Genomic DNA, 19,192 nt, shown 5'->3' with positions numbered 1-19,192 from the left:
GCCAAAACCCTGCCGCGATGCCCCTGTTGTGGCCTCGCGGCAGCATCAAGCCGGCGGCGGAAACTTATGACGCAGTAGTATTAACCCGCCCTACGGGCTACGTGTCCCTCCATCCGGCTACTTGCTAAGGCAAACATCAGTTAGCTTTGATTCGCTCTTGGTCAATCATCGTCTTCCCAGAGGCGTCCGGCTCCGTCGCATTGCGAGCATTTTCCTGTGCCTTCGCACTCGTAGCAGGTAACGTCGCCCGTATCTGAGTCAACGTCGTCAGGGTCTGGATGAGGGTTTATGGATTTGCCGCTTCCGCTACCCTCACACGTTTGACAAATCCTCTCGCCATCACACGCATGGCACGTAACCCAAGGCATCTGTCGCTCCTTGAATTTGTTGCAGCTAAATACTTAGAGTATCACTCTTGAATATCGGATTCTTGGTCGCCGTCATTCGTACTTTGGTTGGTGGCCGTGGGGTGAGCCGCGGCCAACCGTAGTCCCCCCTCTTCCAATTTTGGCGGATGACGCCTTCGGCAAATCCGCTCTACGGTCCCGCCCATGACTACCTTATCGACCAAGATTAGGTGCGACGGATTGCGAGGGGGTATCAAAATTACCCTTCTTGCTTGGACGCGCGATTGATGGATCGTTGATCGTTGACCACAAGGCGAGTTTCCTATGAGCGAAGAGCTTCCTGTAGAGCAAAAACCCATTCGTTCAATTGGTGAGATCATATCTGAGTGGCTTGGTATCAAGTTGCCATCGGTCTCAATGCCGCAGACACTCAAGAATTTCGATAAAGCTGCCTCGACATTAGTCGTTGCCGTAGGGCGAAATTTTGAGGAGAGGGTGAATGTAAGCACATCGAAAGTCGTCGCTAAAGGGAAGATCGATGTCGAGGGGCTTTATAGAAATGCGGAGGAGAAGCGGAAGATCGAAAACAGGGCTGAAATAGTGAAGCTCGCTCTCGAAGATATTGGCTCAAAGCATTCCAACGACGGTAAAGGCGACGCTACCAGGGAAATCGAGGATGACTGGCTGAACGTATTCGCCAGGATCGCCGAAGACAAATCATCAGATGAGCTTAAATCTCTATTCGGAAAAATTCTATCAGGGGAAATTCGTAGTCCAGGCTCATTTTCACTACGCACTCTTCAATTTCTAGCGACTCTCTCAAGGGACGATGCGCAGGCAATTTCGCAATTCTTGTCCTACGCAATTGGCGGGCAGGTTATTCCGCGGAAATCGATAGGCGAGATAGGTCCGAATTTGAATACTCGCCTTGAAATGGAAGAGCTGGGGCTCGTTACAACTCACAATGCCGTGGGTGGGTTAGCGTGGGTTCTCAGCATTCCGGAGAACGTCAATTTCCCTATGGTTGGCCAGTCAATTGGTATCGTGATTGTAAACCAGTCTGATCGAGTCATAAACATCAAAGTTGAATGCCAATTTCTAACAAAGATCGGTATTGAGTTGATGAAAGTGGCCAACCCTCCCCCTACTGATCGAAAGTACCTGGAAGAAGTATCGCAGATCATCTTTGAAAAGATTCGAGGCGCTGGGTTCGCGGATGAGATCGTGAACCAAAAGACTGTAAAGGTAGTTGCTGGATTTGTGTCCGAAAGATTGGCCTCTGAGATCACATTCATCCCCTTCTATGAAGCAAAAATGGAAGCGCAGTAGCGAAGTGTTTGACAGTCGCTAGCGCTTAAGATGGCCGAAGACCGTAGGTTGGCAAGCCTGACCCGGCCTCTCACCTTGTGAAGGATTACGCGTTTGGCAAATCCACCCTTCTCTTGACAATATCTTCCCACCGCAAGTATATATTCCTATATATCCCACTCCGATACCGAGGGCCGGCTCGCGATCGTCACTGGTCGCGGGGCGGGGGGCGGGGGGCGGGGGGCGGTGGACGCGGCAGCGTCGGCGAAAGGGGGGCGCGAGGCAGGAGGTCCGCAGGGCCTAGCCTCGGGGCCTATCGAGCCGACGACCTTGCGCGTAGGACGACGACGCTTTGCAGTGCGGGCCGGGACGGCGAGCGCCCCATCTGCATCGCCTTTGCGCGCCGGCCCAAGTCGTGTGGCCCTGACGCCCGTCGCTGGCGCCAAGGGACGGAGCGCCTGCACGCCGACCGGCCGCAGGAGACAAGGTCCGGACGTTCGCGTCCGCACTGCTTAGTCCCGTCGGTGACGAACCCAAGCGGGCAACGCCACCGGGGAGAGCACGAAGCAAGCCGGGAGCCTCACCGCGTGCGGAACGCCGGACGCTTCGGTGCTTTCGTGGTGACTGACTCGTGCACTTTTTGCTTTGCGCATGAGGCTGCGGACGCATCGTCGCGTCCGGCGTTCCGCGCGCCCTCGTTTCGGGCGCGGCGCGACGGGGCGGGCGCGCCGGTCGCGCAACTCCTCACCCTTTGCTCCGCGCCCCGCGCCGCCCAAACAACATGGGCGCCGCCGCATGCCCGCGCATGACCGAATTGGCACGCCGCGGCCGGCGCATTCGCGCTATCATCGCGGCGTTGCGTTGCCCTGACCAATTTCTTTTCCAAGGAGACCCGCCATGGCCCAGATGCTCGCGCCCGTGTCCGTGACCACGCCCGAATTCCCGATTGCGACCGGCGGCGACGGGCCGCTGTCCGGCGGCGTGGCGCAGGTGATCAACCCGTGGCGCTGGTTCACCACCATCATGGGCAATCAGTTCAGCCTGTTCAGCATCAATCTCGGCCGCTCGTCGGCGCCGCAGGTCGAGGCGCAGATCCTCGACGAGGTCGGCTCCTACGGCCGCCAGCTCGGCCGGATCGGCGAGGCGCTGGAGGTGCTGGTGAAGGAGTTTCCGCGCGAGGGCCTGAGCGAGGCGGCGGTCGCGGCGCTGGAGGATTTTTCCGCGCAGATGCGCGAGATCAAGCGCATCAAGGAGAAGCCGCACGGGGCCTAGAGGGGCGCGGCAGATCGGCGGCCGCATCGGCTGTGACGCCGGTCCGGGCACCGCCGCCCGGATCGCGTTCGACCGCGCTGAGGCAGAGTCAATCGCCGCGTCGGCGCCGTTCAGACACCAGCGGCGCGGGCGCATGCCCGGGCATGTTCGGCGGCCCCGGCAGCGATCGACCATCGCGGCGATCGGCAGCACAGCGTGAACCATTAGTGAAGCCTTCAGATCTGAATTGTATGTGGTTTAGTCGGCGCAGCCGAACTCGGCGGTCGCTCGGAACGGCGGCTTGTTTCGGCGGAGATGACACCAAGCCCGATGCGCTTTCTCTGGAATCAGATTGCCACCAGCCTCAAGACGCGGTTTCTGGTCGTCACGGTCTGCGTGTTCGGGCTGGTTGCCGTGCCGGCCTATGTGGCGTTCGAATTCCTGACCCGGAAGACCGTGGTGGCGCTCGGGACGTTGTTCGCCGAGAAGCAGGTGCTGTTCGACCGCTACCGCGGCCTCGAGGCGCTGATCCGGGAAGTCTCGCTGGCCGAGACGGTCGCCCGCTCGCCGGCGGTGCGCGACTGGGCCCGCGACGAGGCCGATCCCGACAAGGCCAAGCGCGGGCTGGCCGAGCTCGAGCACTACCGGCTGTCGTTTCACGACAAGAGCTATTTCTTCGTCGTCGACCAGTCCGGCAATTACTACTTCAACGATGCCCAGAACAGCCACGACGGCAGCCAGCTGCGCTATCAGGTGAGGCGCGATAATCCGCGCGACGGCTGGTATTTCAAGACGATCGCGGCCGGTCAGGGCTGCCAGCTCAATGTCGACCGCGACGACAACCTCGCCGTCACCAAAGTCTGGATCAACTGCGTCATCGCCGATCAGGGCCGGATTCTCGGCGTGATCGGCACCGGCGTCGACCTCAGCGAGTTCATCCGCGAGGTGGTGGCGCTGCCGCAGACCGGCGTCACCAGCATGTTCGTCGATCGTTCCGGCGCCATCCAGGCGCATCGCGATCCGGGGATGGTCGATTTCCACAGCCTCACCAAGGACACCAAGACCAAGAAGACGATCTTCCAGCAGGTCGACAGTCCCGCCGACGCCGCTGAACTCGCCGCGATGATGCAGCGCGTCTCCGCCGGTCCCGCGGCGGTGGAATCGCGCTTCATGAACATCGGGGGGCGCGAGGTCCTGGTCGGCGTTGGCTATCTCGACCAGCTCGGCTGGTTCAACGTGACGCTGATGGACATCGACGCCATCATCGATCGCCGCTTGTTCACCCCGATCGCGCTGTTGCTGATCGTGATGATGACGGCGGCGGTCGCGCTCGTCACCATCCTGTTCCGCCGGGTCGTGCTCGATCGGCTCGCCACCGTCGAGGCTGCCGCGCGGCGGGTCGAAGACGGCGACTTCGACAATATCGTCGTCGACCAGGGCAGGGACGAGATCGGCCGGCTGTCGCGCACCTTGTCCGGCATGGCGCACGCCGTGCGCGACCACACCCGCGTGCTCGAGGATCTGGTCGACGAGCGGACCGAGAAGCTGCGGCGTCTCGCCAATCTCGATCTCTTGACCGAGATTCCTAACCGGCGCGGGTTCACCCAGGTGTTCGAGCAGTGGCTGGCGCAGTCGCCGCTGGCGCCGCGGTCGGGCGGGCTGCTGCTGATCGATCTCGACGACTTCAAGGACGTCAACGATGTGTTCGGCCATCTGGCCGGCGATCGGCTGCTGTGCGAAACCGCGCGGCGGCTGGCGCCGCTGCTGGCCGAGGGCGATACCTGCGCCCGCTGGGGCGGCGACGAGTTCGTCGTGCTGGTCGAGGATTGCGATCAGGACGGCCTGCAGGCGCTGTGCGCCCGCATGGTCGCGGCGATGAACGCCGCGCCGATCCGCTCGGACGATGGGCAGGACATCGCGCTGACGGTGTCGGTCGGCGCCTGCCGGGTGGTCTCGGGCAGCTCGATCGACGCCGCCTTTGCGGACGCCGATGCGGCGCTCTACGCCGCCAAGCGCGCCGGCCGCAACCGGTTCGTGCTGTTCGACGCCGGCGCCGGGGCGGGCTTCGGTGCGGTGGCGTCGGCGCAGGCTTGAACTGCCGCGCGCTTCAGGACGACGCTGCGCTCACAGTGGCGTCAGAGCTTGTTACTTGCCCTCGACAAACGCTTTGAACCGCTCTGCCCAATCCGGATGCCAGCGCGACAGCGCGGGGCGGTTGTCGATGATGTCGCCGGCGGCCCAGGCGATGCGGCGTTCGTCGAGGCTGCGGGGCACGTCGTTGTCCGGGCACAGGATGTAGAAGTCGCCGTCCTCGAGCCGCGCCAGCATGAAGTCGACGGTCTGCTCGGCGGTCCAGGCGCCGGCCGGCTTCTCGCTCCGGCCGCGCGCAGTCAGCGCGGTGAACACGAAACCGGGGATGAGCAGATGCGCCGTCACCGCGCAGCCCTCGGTGGTGCGCAGCTCGTGCGCCAGCGCTTCGGTATAGGCTTTCACGCCGGCCTTCGAGACATTGTAGGCCGGATTGCCCGGCGGCGTGGTGATGCCCTGCTTGGAGCCGGTGTTGATGATCAGCCCCGGCCGGCCGCGCGCGATCATGTCCGGCGCGAAGATCTGCGAGCCGTGGATCACGCCCCACAGATTCACGGCCAGGATGCGCTCATAGGCGTCGCGCGGGCCGAGCGCGGTGCTCGGCGGCTCGATGCCGGCATTGTTCATCACCACGTCGACGCCGCCGAACCGCGCGGTGACGGCGGCGCGCAGCGCCTCGAGCTGGTCGGGGTCGGACACGTCGGTTTCCTTGGACAGCACGTCATCGGCGCCGCCGCCTGCGACATGCGCCAGCAGCTCGGCGGCGCGGGCCAGATGATCGGCGTTCAGATCCGCGATCGCCACCTTCATGCCGGCCTGCAGAAACCGCTTGGCGGCCGCAAAGCCGATGCCCGATGCACCGCCGGTGACGACGGCGACCTGATCCTTGGCGATAGCGGGATGCGGCATGGCGGTCTCCTCGACGCGGATGGCGATGCCCGTGAGATAGGCGCAGGGGCCGGGGACGCAAGCCGAGGAGACAGGCGGACTTTGATCGTCATTGCGAGCGCAGCGAAGCCGTCCAGCGACGCCATGCACCTGGCTTTGGATTGCTTCGTCGCTTCGCGCCTCGCAATGACGGGAAGACGGCGCCGCGGGCCGTTACCGCTTCTGCACGAACACCGTGCCGGCCGAGTAGCCGGCGCCGAACGAGCAGATCAGGCCGAGGTCGCCTTGCACCATGTCGTCCTGATGCTTGTGGAACGCGATGATCGAGCCGGCCGAGGAGGTGTTGGCGTAGTCGTCGAGAATGATGACGTTCTCTTCCGGTGTCGGATCGCGGCCCAGCACCTTGCGGCCGATGATCTCGTTCATGTTGATGTTGGCCTGGTGCAGCCACATCCGCTTCAAGCCGTGCGGATCGATGCCGATCTCGCGGGCGTGCTCGATAATCATCTCCGAGACCAGCGGCACCACTTCCTTGAACACCTTGCGGCCCTGCTGCACGAACAGCTTGTCAACGTTGTCGCGGCCCTCGGGCCAGGCGCGGTTGAGGAAGCCGGCGTTGTTGCGGATGTTGTTGGAGAACTGCGTCTTCAGCCTGGTACCGAGGATCGACCAGCCGCCGTTTGCATCGTCGGCACGCTCGACGATCGCCGCGGTGGCGACGTCGCCGAAGATGAAGTGGCTGTCGCGGTCGCGGAAGTTGAGATGGCCGGAGCAGATCTCCGGATTGACCATCAGCACCGCATCGACCGAGCCGCCGCCGACGAAATCCGCCGCGGTCTTCAGCCCGAAGGTCGCCGACGAGCAGGCGACGTTCATGTCGAACGCGAAGCCGCCGAGGCCGAGCGCGTTCTGCACCTCGATCGCCATCGCCGGATAGGCGCGCTGCATGTTCGAGCAGGCGCACAGCACCGCGCCGATCCGCTCGCGCGGCTTGCCCCAGCGTTCGATCGCCTGCTCGGCGGCGGTCACCGCCATCTCGGCGAGGATCGAGAGTTCGTCGTTGGAGCGCTCCGGAATGATCGGGCGCATGATCTCCGGATCGACGATGCCGGGCTTGGCCACCACGTAGCGCGACTTGATGCCCGAAGCCTTCTCGATGAATTCGGACGACGACGGCTGCAGCGGCTCGATCTCGCCGGCTTCGATCCGCGCTGCGTTGGCCGCGTTGAAGTTCGCCACATAGGTGTTGAACGCCTCCACCAACTCGGCGTTCGAAACGCTGTCGGGCGGGGTGTAGAGGCCGGTCGCGGCAATGACGGCAGGGCGCACGGAAAGCTCCAGGCTCAGTGGCTGAGTGAGAGGACCGCCGGCCAAGCGATCCGCCGCGCCCTGCCGGTATCCGACGCCGTTTCGGCCGCGTCTGCTTTGACGCCGGACAAAACGCGGAACTCGGCCGCATCGTCCGTTGGTCGGGCGCGGGAAGGCCGGCGGGCGGGGCGCGCGGGCATCTCGGCCGGCGCGGGCAAAAGCGGTATGAAACGCTGCGCGCCGAAACACAAGCGCGATCGCAAAAGAGGTGGCGGCCGGCGCCGATCGGCGGCAAATTCCGCGCCGAGGATGAAAGCCATGGATCTCACCGACGGACACCTGCTGCGCGACCTGCCGGCTCCGGGCCCCGACGAAGTGCTCGACACCCTGCTGGCCCGCGGCGGCATCCGCGTCGAGCGCATCGTCTCGTTCGGCCAGTCGAGCCCGGACGGGTTCTGGTACGATCAGAACGAGGACGAGTTCGTCGTGCTGCTGGCGGGCTCCGCCGTGCTGCGGTTCGAAGACGGCGACCGCACCGTCGACCTCATCCCCGGCGCCTGGATCGACATCCCCGCCCACTGCCGCCACCGCGTCGAGGCCACCGCTGCCGATCAGGCGACGGTGTGGCTGACGGTGTTCTGGCTGGCGGCGGTGAAGGCAACGTAGTCCGTGGCCCGGATGCGGCGACCCGGATCCGGGATTCAGGCCGGCCGAATCCGCCCAATCTGCTTTGGTATTTTGGCAAGCAGCGTCAGCGTCTGTCGCGATCCATATGGAGACTGCTGGCGGAATTTTGGGGCCCCGGTTATGATCTCAGGCGTCGTTTCGTTTTTGAACTAATTAGTATCTGCGCGAAATTTCAATTCATTTCAATGTGGTTCGATGTTCACTTTCGTCAAAGATGCCGTAAGGCAGTGGGCTGTCGATGTCTTCGCAAATTCCGTCAAGCGACTGGGGAGTGCCGACGATCGCCTGCAGGCGATCCGGTGGCTCGGGCAATCGCGAGATATCGTCGCGAGCGAACTGAGTGTTTCGGACAAGATCAGGCGTCTCTCTAGTCTCGTCGACTCTCGTTCCGTCGTGAAGTTCGTCGCGGCGCGCGTGACTGAGGCGGTCCAGAATTACAGGCACTCGAATCTTCCTATCGCCGTGAAAGTTGCCATCCCGGCGACCCTGGCCGCCGTTCCTCTCGTCGGAGGTCAAGCTGCCGGACTGGCTGCGTTCGGCGGCGCGATCGGCGTGCCGATCCTGCTTCTGGTCTTCCTCGGCGCCGCAGGGATCACGTCGATTATCGAGGCGATCATCAGGGATCCCGCAGCGCGGCCGGCAATCGCAGAGGTCATCGACATCATCATCAAGGATGAACGTCTGCGCGAGACCAGCTGGAAAATGAAGGCCGCAATGCGCGAACGTCCGGTGGACCCGGTCCGGTTCGCGACACCCCAGGAAGGAGCCGGTGTCCACGACGCACTGCTGAAGATGGATCCCTTCCAGTTCGAACGCCACGTCATGAGCTTCTTCGAGAGCGCGGGATGCAAGTCATGGGTCACCCAGAGGTCCAACGACCTCGGCGTCGATGGATTTGCAGTCCACCCGAAAGGCCTCATCGTCACACAGTGCAAACGGAACGCGCCCGACAATCGGGTCGGGCGGCCCGTCGTGCAGCAGTTCAAGGGGGTCATCGAAGAGCAGAATGCCTACCACGGCTATATCGTGACGACGTCGTCATTCTCAGAAGAGGCGCGGCAATCCGCGACGTTATCGGGCCGGATAACGCTGGTTGATTCCGGCGAGTTGGTATCTTGGCACTTCGAGGCTCCTCGCTTCGATTTGTAGGAGAAGCCGTAACCCGCAGGGATACCGGTTGCTGGGTTCTGTCTGCCCCTCTCAATTCCGGTCGTTGCTCTTCACAGCTCCCTGACGGCGGCTGATCTGCTGTGTTCCCCGGGGAACGAACACCCGCGCCTGCGATTACTCGACGGGGCGCTGATCAACGACATGGAGAGCACATATGGCAGGCCAACTCGATGGCAAGCGCGTCGCTATTCTGGCTACCAACGGCTTCGAACAGTCGGAACTGGAAACCCCGCGCGACAAGCTGAAAGCGGCCGGCGCACAGGTCGACATCGTGTCGCCGGAACAGGGCGAAATCAAAGGCTGGGACATGAAGGACTGGGGCCGGCCGGTGAAGGTCGACAAGCAGCTCGGCTCGGTGAAGGCCGACGACTACGACGCCATCGTGCTGCCGGGCGGGCAGATCAATCCCGACCTGCTGCGTGTCGATCAAAATGCGCTGAAGCTGATCAAGGCGTTCTACGATGCCGGCAAGCCGGTGGCGGCGGTGTGCCACGCGCCGTGGCTGCTGATCGAAATCGGCATCGCCAAGGGCAAGCGGATGACGTCGTATCACTCGATCAAGCAGGACGTGATCAACGCCGGCGCCAAGTGGGAGGATTCCCAGGTCGTCACCGACAACGGCCTGATCACCTCGCGCAATCCGGGCGACCTCGAGGCGTTCTCCGCCAAGATCATCGAGGAGATCCGCGAGGGCAAGCACCAGCGCCGCGCAGCCTAAGCCGGGAACGTGGTGACGCGGCGGCTTTCAGCCGCCGTTTCGCCACGGTGATCCGCGACAGTTCGACAAACGACAACCGCGCCGGCGAACCACCGGCGCGGTTTTGATGCGAGAGGAGCCGCGATGGCGCAGGCCGTGCGGATCGGAAGAGGGGCGCTGTGCCGGAATGCGCCGCGCGGCGAATTCAGCGCAGCTGGTTCCGCCGCATCGCGCGAGCGCCTTGCTCGGCGCGGACCGGGATCGCTTTGGCGCCGGGGATCAATTCGATCGGCAGCTCCAGCTTGCGGCCGCCCTTGCCGCCCCCGCGCAGATCGGTGCCCATCGCCATGATCGCCGAGCCCATCGCGGCCGAGCCGAAGGTGATCACGAAGCCGAACAGCAGCAGACCGAGTGCGGTGAACGGCGAGTGGTCGGCGAAGATCAGATCGCGCAGATGGCCGGGGTTGAGATACAGCAGTCCGCCGAGCAGCAGCGCTGCGATCATCACGCCGATCGCCAGATTGATCGCCAGCAGGCGAAACAGCGGGTGGCCCAGCAAAGCGCTCCGACGCAGCATGACGTTGTTCCCTTCGCTCACGGTGGTCCGCCAGCTTGGCGCCAGCGGCCCTGGATTGGAGCCCACTTGTTGGGTCAGATATGGCGCTGTTCGTCCCGCCTCGCAACCGCAAGTGCGAAATGGTAGATTCGCGCGGTTGTCATAGCAATACGCATCAATACGCATTCGCTACGGTTCGCCGTCCTTTCCGCTTCGTCTTTTCCTCTGCTTGGAGACATGATTCAGATGTTGAAGCTGCGCCTTGCTCTCGTCACCTGCGCCCTCGGCGGCGCGCTGCTCGCCACCGCGCCGGCTCAGGCCGCCCGCTGCGGCGGCGACTTCAACAGCTTCATCGCCAGCTTCTCCGCCGAGGCGGCGCAGTCCGGCATCTCCCAGGGCGTGATCTCGCAGGCGCTCGGCGGCGTCACCGAGGATGCCGCGGTGCTGGCGTTCGACCGCCGCCAGCGCGGCACCTTCAACAAGAGCTTCGAGCAATACGTCTCCACCCGCGTCGGCGCTGGCCGGATCAAGGCCGGTCGCGCGATGCTGATGCGCCATGCCTCGCTGCTGTCGCGGATCGAGCGCCAGTTCGGCGTGCCGCCGCAGGTGTTGGTGGCGATCTGGGGGCTCGAGACCGATTACGGCAAGGGCGACATGGGCAAGTTGCCGGTGTTCCGAGTGCTGGCGACTTTGGCACATGATTGCCGCCGCACCGATCTGTTCCAGGGCGAACTGCTGGCGGCGTTGCAGATCGTGCAGCGCGGCGACCTGACGTTGCGCGACATGGTCGGGGCCTATGCGGGCGAGATCGGCCAGACCCAATTCCTGCCGTCGTCCTACATCAAATACGGCGTCGATTACGACGGCAACGGCCACGTCGATCTGCGGCACAGCGTGCCGGACGTGCTGGCCTCGACCGCCAACCTGCTGAAGACCGCGGGCTGGAAAGCCGGCGGCTCCTACGAAGAAGGCACGGCGAATTTCGAGGCGATGCGCGAGTGGAACAGGGCGCTGGTGTATCGCAAGACGATCGCTTACTTCGCCGACAAGCTGATCGAGCAGTGAGCGACCGGCTGGGCCGGCCGCGCCGCCTCGTCACATCGCGGTGGCGCTGCCGTTAGCCTTGACCAGCTTGTTGATCTGGTCGAGCGTGAAGTTCTGGCCGCCGATCGACAGTTTCGGCGGGGTCTGGGTGAGGTCGACGGAATCGATCGTGCCCTTGATCTGGGTGGAGACGGCGGCGGTCTTGCCTGATGCGTCGGTGGCGACGATCGACAGCTTGTAGTTGCCGTCCGGCCATTGGGTGCCGTCGTTGCCGCGGCCGTCCCATGCGAACGCCTGATCGTTGCCGGCATTGATGGTGAACTTGCCGGTGTACACGGTTTGACCGGTATCGCTCTGGATCGAGACCTGGGCGCTCACCGGCTTGTCGGTCGACAGTGACCAGGTGGCCTTGCCGTCAACCAACTGCGTCTTGCTGCCGTCGACGATGGCGCTTGCGCCGATCAGTCCCATCGCCTGCGTCGCCTGCGCGGTGGTCTGCAGTTGCACCAGCGAGCTCAGCGATTCGTTGGATTTGAGCTGCTGTTCGATGCCGGCGAACTGCACCAGCTGCTGGGTGAACTGGTTGGTGTCCAGCGGGTCCATCGGATTCTGGTTCTTAAGCTGCGTAGTGAGCAGCGTCAGGAAGGTCTGGAAATTGTCGGCGATCCCCGGCGTCGAACTGGTCTTCGATTTCGCGCTGTCGGCGGAATAGTTCGGATTGGGGGCCGAGTACGGCGTAGTCGCGGTTGTGTAGTCGACGGACATGCGCGTTGCTCCTCAAATCCGAATATCGACGCCGCCGCTCGCACCGAGCATGCGGCCGTAGCTGCGGCCCGCGCTCGCCGCGGGCGGAACTTCGTCCTGTGTGATCACCAGTCGCTGCGATTGCCGGCCGCCGTCCTGATGCTGGCCCTGCTGGCCGGACGATGACTGGTCGCGAAGGCTGAACTGCAGTCCGCCGTTGCCGGTCTTCAGGCCGGCGTCGTCGAGCGCGCGCTGCAACTGGGTCTGGTCCTGCCGCAGCATCTGCAGCGTCTCCGGCTTCTCCACCGTCAGATGCGACGTCACCTGGCCATGGCGGTCGACGTCGATCCGCACGTCGATGCGGCCGAGCTCGGCCGGATCGAGCCGGATGTCGAACCGGGTCGCGCCGCCTTTCGCCCGGGTGGCGATCTCGACCGCGAGGCCTTCGAGCGGCACCGGCGTATTGGCGGCATTGGTCGCGGTGAGCTGCGAGGCCGTGGCTGCGTTGACGCTGCCGGTCGCAGCCTGCTGCAGATGCTGAGGCACCGCGATCGGCGTCTGCGACAGCATGCTGCTGGGGTCGGCCTGCGTCTGCGGCAGCGCCGCGTCCCGCTTCTGGTGCGTGGCGCCGGTCTTCGAGGCGGTCTCGTTGCCGGCTGCCGCGAGCGCATGAGCGAGCTTCGCTTCGCCGGCCGGATGACCGTCGGGCGTCGTCTGGCCGGGCTGTGGCAGCGGTGTCCCGGTGGTGGCGTTTCCGGTCGCAGCCTGAGCCGCTGCGACCTGCCCGGCCGGTGCGGCGGCGTTGGTATCGCCCTTGCCGTCCGGTTTGCTGGCGTCGGTTTTCGCCGCAGACTTGCCGCCGCTCGCCTGGGCCGCGAGAGCCGCGAGCTTGGGGTCGGCCGCAATGCCGGTCTGCGCCGATTCGGCTGTCGCGGTCTGACCGGTAGTGCCGGCTTGCGCGGTCGTCGTGCTGGTCTCGGCGTCGGCCTTGGCCTTCAGCGCAGCGGCGGCCGCGATCGCTAGCGGCGTGCCGGTCGACGCCCCGGCCGCATCGGCAACGGTAAGAGACGCGCCGGCCGCATCGATATTGGCAGTCGGCGAGGCAGCCGCGGTGTCGGTCTTGGCGACGATCAGCGTGGCAGCTTCGGCCGTGACCGTCGCCGCAGGCGTGGCGCCGGCATCCTTGCTGTCGGCTTGATCGTCGCCCTTCTTGTCGGCATCCGTCGCGGCATCTGCGGATTTGCCGTCCTTGGACGATCGGCTGTCGTCGGTCTTGTCGGTGGTGCCGCTCTTGGCCGTGCTCGACTGGTCCACTCCACCGGCGTCGCCGGTTTTCGCATCCGCGCTGGTCGAGACCGGATCGGACGGTGCGTCGTCGTTGGCGCGGCGGGAATCGTCACTGCTGGCCTGCGAGCGGCTGTGATCGGTCGGGTCGCTGCGGTCGGTGCGGGAACTGCGGCTGGTGCTGCGATCGTCCGACGCGCTGGCCGAGGGACGCGGATCCGCCTTCGGAGGCGTGCTGGCCTTGTCGTAGGCAGCGGTATTACTGTCCACGAGCGCGGCGAAGTTGTCCGTATGCGACGATCGCTCCGGCCGCGCCGACGCGCGGGGCGCTGGGGCGGGCTGGCTGGCTGCGACGTCTGGCGATGCGTTGACCACTGGCAATCTCTCAACTCTTCAGTCGAAAGATCCTTGAGCAAGGACCGGGCCAAACAAAAAATTCAATGGATTCAATACTATAATTTTTGCGCGAGGCGGCCGGAGCCGGCCTCGGCCACGCGATTCTTGCCGCGGCGGCAGAATTTGCCGCGGGCCCGCCCGCAAAACCGCCCCGCTGCGATTGCGCCCCCGGAACGCGGCCTATATTAAAAGCGGGCCTCACCGAGGTTCGCGGAATTGGCACGGCCGCTTCCGGACAATGCGGAAGGATGACCGCGTGGCACACGCCGGTCGCAGCTCATGACTGAACCAATGCTCAACAGTCTGGATCTCGAAGGCCGGCCGCAGGACACCCGCGTCGTGGTCGCGATGTCCGGCGGGGTGGATTCCTCGGCGACCGCCGCGCTGCTGAAGGCGCAAGGCTATGACGTCGTCGGCATCACGCTGCAGCTCTACGATCACGGTGCCGCCATTCATCGCAAGGGCGCCTGTTGCGCCGGCCAGGACATTCACGACGCCCGCGCGGTCGCCGAGCGGATCGGGATCCCGCACTACGTGCTCGATTACGAAAGCCGGTTTCGCGAGTCGGTGATCGACAGCTTTGCCGACAGCTACGCCTCCGGCGAGACGCCGGTGCCGTGCATCGAGTGCAATCGCTCGGTCAAGTTCCGCGATCTGCTCGCCACCGCGCGCGAGCTCGGCGCATCTGCGCTGGCGACCGGTCATTACGTGTCGTCGCGGCGGTTGCCGGACGGGGCGCGCGCGCTGGTGTGTGCCGCCGATCGCGACCGCGACCAGAGCTACTTCCTGTTCGCCACCACCCGCGAGCAGCTTCAATTCCTGCGCTTCCCGCTCGGTGACATGACCAAGCCGCAGACCCGCGAGTTGGCGCGGCAGTTCGGCCTGTCGGTCGCCGACAAGCACGACAGCCAGGACATCTGTTTCGTTCCGACCGGGCGCTACACCGACGTGGTCGAGCGGCTGAAGCCGAACGCGATGGAGCCGGGCGACATCATCGATGTCGACGGCCGCGTGCTCGGCCAGCATCCCGGCATCGTCCACTTCACCGTCGGCCAGCGCCGCGGGCTCGGCATCGCGTCGCGCTCGCCACTGTACGTGCTGCGGCTCGATGCGGCGCGACGGCAGGTCGTGGTCGGCCCGCGCGAAGCGCTGCTGATGGACCGGATCGTGCTGCGCGATATCAATTGGATCGGCGACGGGGCGCTCGACGACGTGATCGGCGACGGGCTGGAGCTGTTCGTCCGGGTGCGCTCGACGCGGGCGCCGCAGCCGGCTTGGCTGCGCGCCGCGAACGGCGGCTACGAGGTCGAACTCGTGGTCGGCGAGGAGGGCGTGTCGCCGGGCCAGGCATGCGTGTTCTACGACGCGGCCGAGGGTCAGGCGCGCGTGCTCGGCGGCGGTTTCATCAAGAGCGCCGCGCCGCGCCGGTTCGAAGGCGGGCGCGAGCAAATCGAGGCGCTGGCGCTGGCCGCCGTGCGCGGCTGAGGATTTTCGGGGCGGGGTATGGCGAACGACATCGATCGCGCGGGCGTGGCAAAAGCCTATGCGCGCTGGGCGCCGATTTACGATCTGGTTTTCGGCAAGGTATTCGACAGCGGCCGGCAATCGACCATCGCGGTGGCCGATGCGATCGGCGGGCGGGTGCTCGACGTCGGCGTCGGCACCGGGCTGTCGCTGTCGGATTATTCCAAGACCACGCGGCTGTGCGGCGTCGATATTTCCGAGCCGATGCTGCGCAAGGCGCATGAGCGGGTCCGCGCGCTGAACCTGACCAATGTCGACGTGCTGGCGGTGATGGACGCCAAGAACCTGGCATTTCCGGCCGACCATTTCGACGCAGTCGTGGCGCAATACGTCATCACCGCGGTGCCGGACCCGGAAGCCACGCTGGACGATTTCGTCCGGGTGCTGAAGCCGGGCGGCGAGCTGATCCTGGTCAACCACATCGGCGCCGAGAGCGGTCCGCGCAAGCTTTTCGAGCTGGCGTTCTCGCCGATCGCGCGCCGGCTCGGCTGGCGGCCCGAGTTCCCGTGGGCACGGCTGGTGAACTGGGCGGCGCGGCATGGCGGGGTGGAACTGGCCGAGCGTCGGCCGATGCCGCCGATGGGTCATTTCTCGCTGATCCGCTATCGCAAACTGTGACCTCTCGTCGCCGGAACGCGGCGCGGCCCGACACGTTGTCCGGGCATGACATCGAAATTGACCATCGCGATCGGCTGTTTGGTTCTGGCGTCCGCACCCGCTGTGGCCCAGGCACCGCCGAACCAGGCACCTTCGAAGCCATCGGCCGGCAGCCCCCCGGCCGCAACGGCCTGCGCGCCGCATCCGGGGACGGCTAATTCGCCGGGCACCACCGGTCCTGGCGCGACTACCGGGCAGACCCAGCCGCTCGGTGAGAAGCTGGCGAAGACAGACGGCGTGCTTTGCCCGCCGACCGGGATCGACCCCGAAATCCGCGCACCGGCCCCGGACGTCGGCACCATGCGGGTGATTCCTCCGCCGGGCACTCCGGGCGGCGACCCGACGGTGCGCCCGAAATAGCCGAATTCCCCAGTTTTCCCGAACGGCCCGGCATTGCTTGACACGGCAACCCACGCCTCCTTATATGCCGCGCGTTCGCATCGGCTTCGTTCGCAAGGCCGACGACGAACCACCGTGGCGGGGTAGCTCAGCTGGTTAGAGCACGGGAATCATAATCCTGGGGTCGGGGGTTCAAGTCCCTCTCCCGCTACCACATTCCCGATAAGTTCTTGAGATGGGCTCGGCCGGTCTTTGCTGCGCCAGAGGGATGTATCGTCAATATAGGATATTGGCGTCCGCTCTTCCCATATTGCTGAAAAGTGACCCGATGCAAGTTGCGACTTGAAGGCAGCGCGTCGATCCTTGGTCGATGTATCGACCGAGGTGGGTAGAGCCATGCTCGCACGGAGCTGCACGACGCACACGATCGCTCTGTGGGATGTGCGCATCGCAGGACGCGAACGTGCGCTGTTGCTATCCTGCGAACATCCAGAGCTGCTCGGTCGCCATGTAGCCGGTCAGCAGCAGCAAGCCGAATACGACGATCACCGCCGAGGCGGCCACTTCGATCGCCCGGAGGGTGAGCATGCCGAAGCCGGCACGGGCCTCGGCGATGCGGCTTGCGACTTCACGGGCGGTGACGGCGAGCGAAGCGATCAAAGTAACCGTCAACGCCGTACCGAGTCCCATCAGCAGGGTGGCGCCGACGCCGGTCCAGAACAGATCCTGCGCCAGCGCGAAGACCAACACGATGATAGCGCCGGAGCACGGCCGCAGGCCGACCACCACCATCGCCGATAGCCCGCGCCGCCAGCCGCCAGCGCCGGCCAGCTCGGCCGGGTCCGGCGCGTGGGCGTGGCCCCAGGCTGACTGGTGGTGGTCATGCTCGTCGCCGCAGTGGAAGCCGTGGATATCGGCGGAGCAGCCCGCGACTTGGCATTGGCCGGGGCGTATCGTCATAGTCATCGGCTGCCGGGCCGACGGCTTCAGCGAGGCGTCGTCGAACGCCGCTGGCGCCACCATGCTAAGCGAGGCCCCGCCAAACGACGCGGGGGCCACCGCCAGTGCCCGCGGCAAGCCGAGGTCGCGCCAAGCGATCAGCGCGGCGCGACCCTTGACGTAGAGCAGCCGCAGCCCGATCGCTATCACTAGCAGATAGCTGACGATCTCGACGATGTGGACGGTCGATCCGATCGCCGCCGCCGTCGTGTCGAGTACTACCGCCGCGACGGTCACGATGATGACGGCGACCACCGATTGCAGCCCGGCGGAGGCGAACGACAGAACAACGCCGCGCCGCCAAGTTTCACGATTGGCGACCAGGTAGGACGAGATCACCGCCTTGCCGTGACCAGGACCGGCGGCGTGCAGGATGCCGTACAGGAATGAGATCGCGAACAGGCCCCATCTGGCCGCGCCATCCTGCTTGCTGGCGCGAATGTGTGCCGACAGCGATCGATAGAACTTGGCCTGCTCGGCGAAGATCCAGCTCGTCAGTTCCGATCCCGGCAGGCCGGAGGCCGGATGCGGTACGCGGAACGGTGAAGCCGATGCCGCGTGGGCAAGGCTGAAAGTGGCCAGCGCGGCGGACAGCAGGAACAGCAAGCCACGTGATTTCGTCATGGGCATTTCACCAGGATTTTGTTGGCGAAGGTCTCGCCATAGGTGCTTGACGGTTCGAGCGGAGTGATGTCGAGCTGGCTCAGGCGAAGCTGCTCGGCCGCCGTCGGTTGATGCGGCAGTTGATAGGTCGCAGTGCAATCCGGCGCGCCGTCGAGCGACACGGGATTGGTCTTGGCGAACTCGAAGTCGACGAAGATCGAAGGGTCGTAGACCTCGATCTGCATCGACTTGGCGGCCGTTGGCGTCGCCAGCGGTAGGGTGAAATGCAGAACCAGCGTGGCATTGGCGTATTCGAGCCAGTAGTCGCGCGGCGGCGCGAATTTCAGCTTTCTGCCGTCGGCGCGGGCGAAGGTGAAGAAGTCGTATTCCTTCAGCGAGTCCATGTTGGTCTGGGCCAGCGGCGCAAGTTCGGCGCGGGTATAGACGCCTTTCGTGGTGTGATGGATTCCCTGCAGCGCGTAGGCCGAGAACATGTCGTCGAACGTCCAGGTGTGGCGCACGCCGGTCATGGTGCCGTTGGCCGCGTACAGCACGTCGCTGTGGAACGTCACCCAGACATGCGGGTGTGCCTCGGCGCGTCCGGCGACGAGGCAGAGTAGAAGCGCTGCCAGCCGGACAAATCGGTTGGGTTTCGTCATGGTTACTTACCATTCTGCCAACAGGTGGCCGCCCGACGGGTTTGGTCGGGGGCCTGCTCCGCGTGGATTGTCAGACACGATCGGGCAACCTGCGTGAGCGTGGCGACGGTTCGATCTATCGTGAAGTTGCGCCGCCGGCGGCCGGCGAGACCCATCCATCCAGATGAAGGTCGCGCGGGGGTTAGCCGACCTTTGGGGGCGCCCGGGACTCGAATGGCGAGCGGCGCTGCTCGAACGTGACCCGGCGGAGCGGCGGCATCGGACCGTTGATCGCAACAAAGTCGCGCAATTGTGGACGTCCGGCGGCATCCGGCAACGACGCCGCCGACAGCAGGAAGTTCGAGAAACAGATGCTGCACTGCTCGTGATCGTCGTCCAGCCCGGCACGGTGAGGCTGCGACGCCAGGCTGGTCAGCATGCGGGCGTTGGCCATGTAAGAAGAATGGCCGACGATGCGGTGCACGTGAGTGTGCCCGAATGACAGCGCGAGCTGCAGCGTCAGCGCTAGCAGGGCGAAGCGGGCGACCAGCTGCCGGGCGAACTTGATCGTCATCGCCCGATTCCCACCAATGACAACCTCTTTTGCTGAACGGCGCCGTACGCGATCCGTGTTCCACGATTCGCACGCCGTGATGCAGATGAT

General features: G+C 64.8%; 19 protein-coding genes and 1 tRNA gene. 11 read left to right on the top strand and 9 right to left on the bottom strand.

Translation table 11 applies throughout. The features are described 5' to 3' along the window. Window positions 1-671: 671 nt before the first annotated feature. The 3 genes from DNX69_RS06255 to DNX69_RS06245 all read left to right on the top strand — a co-directional run bounded on the left by DNX69_RS06255 (window position 672) and on the right by DNX69_RS06245 (window position 5,000). Window positions 672-1,676, top strand: a complete 1,005-nt coding sequence (locus DNX69_RS06255; RefSeq protein ID WP_110785155.1) for a DUF2806 domain-containing protein — start codon at window positions 672-674, stop codon at window positions 1,674-1,676. Between the two features lie 876 nt (window positions 1,677-2,552). Next, window positions 2,553-2,927, top strand: coding sequence for a hypothetical protein (locus DNX69_RS06250; protein ID WP_110785154.1), 375 nt, complete (start codon window positions 2,553-2,555; stop codon window positions 2,925-2,927). 309 nt (window positions 2,928-3,236) lie between these two features. Next, the gene (locus DNX69_RS06245; protein ID WP_110785153.1) at window positions 3,237-5,000 is read left to right on the top strand and encodes a sensor domain-containing diguanylate cyclase; all 1,764 of its coding nucleotides are present in this window, start codon (window positions 3,237-3,239) and stop codon (window positions 4,998-5,000) included. Between the two features lie 51 nt (window positions 5,001-5,051). On the opposite strand, the gene DNX69_RS06240 is transcribed toward DNX69_RS06245, so the two are convergent. The 3 genes from DNX69_RS06240 to DNX69_RS26040 all read right to left on the bottom strand — a co-directional run bounded on the left by DNX69_RS06240 (window position 5,052) and on the right by DNX69_RS26040 (window position 7,510). After that, window positions 5,052-5,903, bottom strand: coding sequence for an SDR family NAD(P)-dependent oxidoreductase (locus DNX69_RS06240; protein WP_110785152.1), 852 nt, complete (start codon window positions 5,901-5,903; stop codon window positions 5,052-5,054). Between the two features lie 192 nt (window positions 5,904-6,095). Next, window positions 6,096-7,211: a beta-ketoacyl-ACP synthase III gene (locus DNX69_RS06235; protein WP_110785163.1), complete on the bottom strand. Its 1,116-nt coding sequence runs from the start codon at window positions 7,209-7,211 to the stop codon at window positions 6,096-6,098. Between the two features lie 14 nt (window positions 7,212-7,225). Then, window positions 7,226-7,510 carry a hypothetical protein gene (locus DNX69_RS26040; protein WP_133255975.1) on the bottom strand — a complete coding sequence of 95 codons (285 nt, stop codon included), beginning with the start codon at window positions 7,508-7,510 and terminating at the stop codon, window positions 7,226-7,228. Here DNX69_RS26040 and DNX69_RS06230 point away from each other — a divergent pair. The 3 genes from DNX69_RS06230 to DNX69_RS06220 all read left to right on the top strand — a co-directional run bounded on the left by DNX69_RS06230 (window position 7,509) and on the right by DNX69_RS06220 (window position 9,765). Beyond that, complete coding sequence (locus tag DNX69_RS06230) at window positions 7,509-7,856, top strand: cupin (RefSeq protein ID WP_110785162.1); 348 nt, start codon at window positions 7,509-7,511, stop codon at window positions 7,854-7,856. The genes DNX69_RS26040 and DNX69_RS06230 overlap by 2 nt on opposite strands. 216 nt (window positions 7,857-8,072) lie before the next feature. Beyond that, window positions 8,073-9,026: a restriction endonuclease gene (locus DNX69_RS06225; protein ID WP_110785151.1), complete on the top strand. Its 954-nt coding sequence runs from the start codon at window positions 8,073-8,075 to the stop codon at window positions 9,024-9,026. Between the two features lie 175 nt (window positions 9,027-9,201). Then, window positions 9,202-9,765, top strand: a complete 564-nt coding sequence (locus DNX69_RS06220; RefSeq protein ID WP_110785150.1) for a type 1 glutamine amidotransferase domain-containing protein — start codon at window positions 9,202-9,204, stop codon at window positions 9,763-9,765. 184 nt (window positions 9,766-9,949) lie between these two features. Here the strand turns inward: DNX69_RS06220 and DNX69_RS06215 are convergent, their stop codons facing one another. Further along, complete coding sequence (locus DNX69_RS06215) at window positions 9,950-10,321, bottom strand: hypothetical protein (protein ID WP_110785161.1); 372 nt, start codon at window positions 10,319-10,321, stop codon at window positions 9,950-9,952. A 225-nt stretch (window positions 10,322-10,546) separates the two neighbouring features. Between DNX69_RS06215 and DNX69_RS06210 the strand changes: the two genes are divergently transcribed. Next, entirely contained in the window at window positions 10,547-11,365 is an 819-nt protein-coding gene (locus tag DNX69_RS06210; protein ID WP_110785160.1) for a lytic murein transglycosylase, read from the top strand. Between the two features lie 30 nt (window positions 11,366-11,395). Here DNX69_RS06210 and DNX69_RS06205 read toward each other — a convergent pair whose 3' ends face one another. Together DNX69_RS06205 and DNX69_RS06200 are read right to left on the bottom strand one after the other, a co-directional pair. Continuing rightward, a complete protein-coding gene (locus DNX69_RS06205) occupies window positions 11,396-12,109 on the bottom strand; it encodes a flagellar hook capping FlgD N-terminal domain-containing protein (protein ID WP_110785149.1) in 714 nt (237 codons plus the stop codon). A 12-nt stretch (window positions 12,110-12,121) separates the two neighbouring features. Next, entirely contained in the window at window positions 12,122-13,747 is a 1,626-nt protein-coding gene (locus DNX69_RS06200; protein ID WP_110785148.1) for a flagellar hook-length control protein FliK, read from the bottom strand. A gap of 312 nt (window positions 13,748-14,059) precedes the next feature. On the opposite strand from DNX69_RS06200, the gene mnmA reads away from it, so the two are divergent. The 4 genes from mnmA to DNX69_RS06180 all read left to right on the top strand — a co-directional run bounded on the left by mnmA (window position 14,060) and on the right by DNX69_RS06180 (window position 16,502). Beyond that, window positions 14,060-15,253: a tRNA 2-thiouridine(34) synthase MnmA gene (gene mnmA, locus DNX69_RS06195; RefSeq protein WP_110785147.1), complete on the top strand. Its 1,194-nt coding sequence runs from the start codon at window positions 14,060-14,062 to the stop codon at window positions 15,251-15,253. A gap of 18 nt (window positions 15,254-15,271) precedes the next feature. Further along, on the top strand, window positions 15,272-15,910 hold the full coding sequence (locus DNX69_RS06190; protein WP_110785146.1) for a class I SAM-dependent methyltransferase: 639 nt from the start codon (window positions 15,272-15,274) through the stop codon (window positions 15,908-15,910). 45 nt (window positions 15,911-15,955) lie between these two features. Continuing rightward, a complete protein-coding gene (locus DNX69_RS06185) occupies window positions 15,956-16,309 on the top strand; it encodes a hypothetical protein (RefSeq protein WP_110785145.1) in 354 nt (117 codons plus the stop codon). A gap of 116 nt (window positions 16,310-16,425) precedes the next feature. Continuing rightward, window positions 16,426-16,502 (top strand) — tRNA-Met (locus DNX69_RS06180). 260 nt (window positions 16,503-16,762) lie between these two features. On the opposite strand, the gene DNX69_RS06175 is transcribed toward DNX69_RS06180, so the two are convergent. The 3 genes from DNX69_RS06175 to DNX69_RS06165 all read right to left on the bottom strand — a co-directional run bounded on the left by DNX69_RS06175 (window position 16,763) and on the right by DNX69_RS06165 (window position 19,102). Beyond that, window positions 16,763-17,911, bottom strand: a complete 1,149-nt coding sequence (locus DNX69_RS06175; RefSeq protein WP_349626957.1) for a nickel/cobalt transporter — start codon at window positions 17,909-17,911, stop codon at window positions 16,763-16,765. Continuing rightward, window positions 17,908-18,549: a DUF1007 family protein gene (locus DNX69_RS06170; protein ID WP_110785143.1), complete on the bottom strand. Its 642-nt coding sequence runs from the start codon at window positions 18,547-18,549 to the stop codon at window positions 17,908-17,910. Before DNX69_RS06170 ends, DNX69_RS06175 begins: the two co-directional genes overlap by 4 nt. Window positions 18,550-18,730: 181 nt before the next feature. Then, window positions 18,731-19,102, bottom strand: a complete 372-nt coding sequence (locus DNX69_RS06165) for a hypothetical protein (protein WP_110785142.1) — start codon at window positions 19,100-19,102, stop codon at window positions 18,731-18,733. Window positions 19,103-19,192: the final 90 nt, after the last annotated feature.

This window comes from Rhodopseudomonas palustris (genome assembly GCF_003226555.1).
Taxonomy (GTDB): Bacteria; Pseudomonadota; Alphaproteobacteria; order Rhizobiales; family Xanthobacteraceae; genus Rhodopseudomonas; species Rhodopseudomonas palustris_I.
This window is presented reverse-complemented; position numbering and strand designations above follow the sequence as displayed.